This window comes from Streptomyces sp., assembly GCF_035563135.1.
Classification (GTDB): Bacteria; Actinomycetota; Actinomycetes; order Streptomycetales; family Streptomycetaceae; genus Streptomyces.
In genome coordinates this window covers 1-2,108 of sequence record NZ_DATMVN010000280.1, presented here as the reverse complement: position 1 = coordinate 2,108, position 2,108 = coordinate 1, and the positions used below count along the sequence as shown (strand labels likewise).

2 protein-coding genes are annotated in these 2,108 nt (G+C 70.9%); both read left to right on the top strand.

Going from position 1 to position 2,108, the window contains the following annotated elements; all coding sequences use genetic code 11:
- Positions 1-862, top strand: an 862-nt coding sequence (locus VN520_RS12290) for an aldehyde dehydrogenase family protein (protein WP_325746921.1), incomplete at its 5' end; no start/stop codon positions are given.
- A gap of 134 nt (positions 863-996) precedes the next feature.
- Positions 997-2,108 (top strand): BCCT family transporter (locus VN520_RS12285; protein ID WP_325746920.1); only part of this gene is annotated, 1,112 nt, incomplete at its 3' end.

Sequence of the window (2,108 nt, the reverse complement as noted above, 5' to 3'; positions counted from 1 at the left end):
CGGGGCGGCGATGGTCGAGCACCCCGACGTGGACATGGTGTCGTTCACCGGCGGCCTCAGCACGGGGCAGGAGATCCTGCGGGCCGCCGCCGAGACGGTGAAGAAGGTGACCGTCGAGCTCGGTGGCAAGAACCCCAACGTGGTCTTCGCCGACGTCGACCTCGACACCGCCGTCGACAACGCGCTGACGGCGGCCTTCCTGCACTCCGGCCAGGTGTGCTCGGCGGGAACCCGGGTCATCGTGCAGGACGGGATCCACGACGAGTTCGTCGCGGCCCTGGTCGAGCGCGCCCGGCGCATCCGCCTCGGCAACGGGTTCGACCCGGCGACCGAGAGCGGACCGCTGGTGTCCGAGGAGCACCGGGCGAGCGTGGAGGAGTACGTCGCGATCGGCGTCCGCGAGGGCGCCCGGCTGGTCACCGGTGGCCGCCGTCCCGACGAGCCGGAGCTGGCGGGCGGGTTCTTCTACCTGCCGACTGTGTTCACCGACTGCCGGCGGGACATGCGGATCGTGCAGGAGGAGTCCTTCGGTCCCGTCCTCACCGTGGAGCGGTTCACCACGGAGGAGGAGGCGATCGCGCTCGGCAACGACACCGACTACGGGCTCGCCGGTGCGGTCTGGACCGCCGACACCGCCCGCGCCGAGCGGGTGGCCCGCGCCCTCCGCCACGGAACGGTCTGGATCAACGACTTCGGCCCGTACCTCCCGCAGGCGGAGTGGGGCGGGTTCGGACGATCGGGCAACGGGCGCGAGCTCGGCCTGGCAGGTCTCGCCGAGTACCGCGAGGCCAAGCACATCTGGCACAACACCCGTCCCGCCCGGCAGGACTGGTTCGGCCGGCCCGCGGGGAACGGGGCCTGAGGCCCCTCAGCCCCTCGGTCCCGTCGTTCCCGGCCGGCGGCCTGCGCCGCTCGCCGTCCCCCCGGTACCGCCTCCCGACCGGACGCCGCTCCACCCGCCCGGCGACCCGTGCACCACGACCCCATGGAGTTGTCATGAGGAAACGAGCGGCCCCCGCGGAGGCCACGACCGACCCCGTCCCACCGGCCCGGATCAAGGGTCCCGTCTTCTACGGCTCGGCGATCGGCGTCCTGCTGATCGCCGGTTGGGCGATGGTCTCCCCGACGGCGGCTGCGGAGACGATCGGCACGCTGGTGGGCTGGACGTCGGAGTGGTTCGGCTGGTTCTACATCCTGTTCGCGACCGCCGTCCTGGTCTTCGTGCTCTTCCTCGGCATCTCCCGCTACGGCCGTACCAAGCTCGGGCCCGAGCACTCGACGCCGCAGTACAGCACCTTCGCCTGGGCGTCGATGCTCTTCGCCGCCGGCATCGGCACCGACCTGATGTTCTTCGCGGTCGCCGAGCCGGTGACGCAGTACCTCGCGCCGCCGGTCGGCGAGGGGGAGACCGTGGCGGCGGCGCGGGAGGCGACCGTCTGGACGCTGTTCCACTACGGCCTGACCGGATGGGGCATGTACGCGCTGATGGGGATGGCGCTGGCCTACTTCTCCTACCGCCGGAACCTGCCGCTGGCCATCCGGTCCGCGCTGTACCCCGTCTTCGGCAAGCGCGTCCAGGGCCCCCTGGGTCACGGCGTGGACATCGCCGCGGTCCTGGGCACCATATTCGGGGTCGCCACGTCGCTGGGCATCGGCGTCGTTCAGCTCAACTTCGGCCTGGAGGTGCTCTTCGGCATCCCCGAGGGACGCGCGGCGCAGATCGGGCTCATCGTCCTGGCCGTCGCGGCGGCCACCGTGTCCGCGGTGAGCGGCGTGGACCGGGGGATCAAGCGGCTCTCGCAGCTCAACGTGCTGCTGGCCATCGGCCTGGCCGCGTTCGTGCTCTTCGCGGGGAAGACGACCTTCCTCCTCAACGGGCTGGTGCTCAACATCGGGGACTTCGTCAGCAGTTTCCCCAGCCTGACGATGCAGACCTTCGCCTTCGAGCGCCCGGTCGAGTGGCTCAACAGCTGGACCCTCTTCTTCTGGGCCTGGTGGATCGCCTGGGCTGCCTTCGTCGGCCTGTTCCTCGCCCGCATCTCCCGCGGGCGGACGATCCGCCAGTTCGTGGTCGGGACGATGGTCATCCCGTTCAGCTACATCGTCAT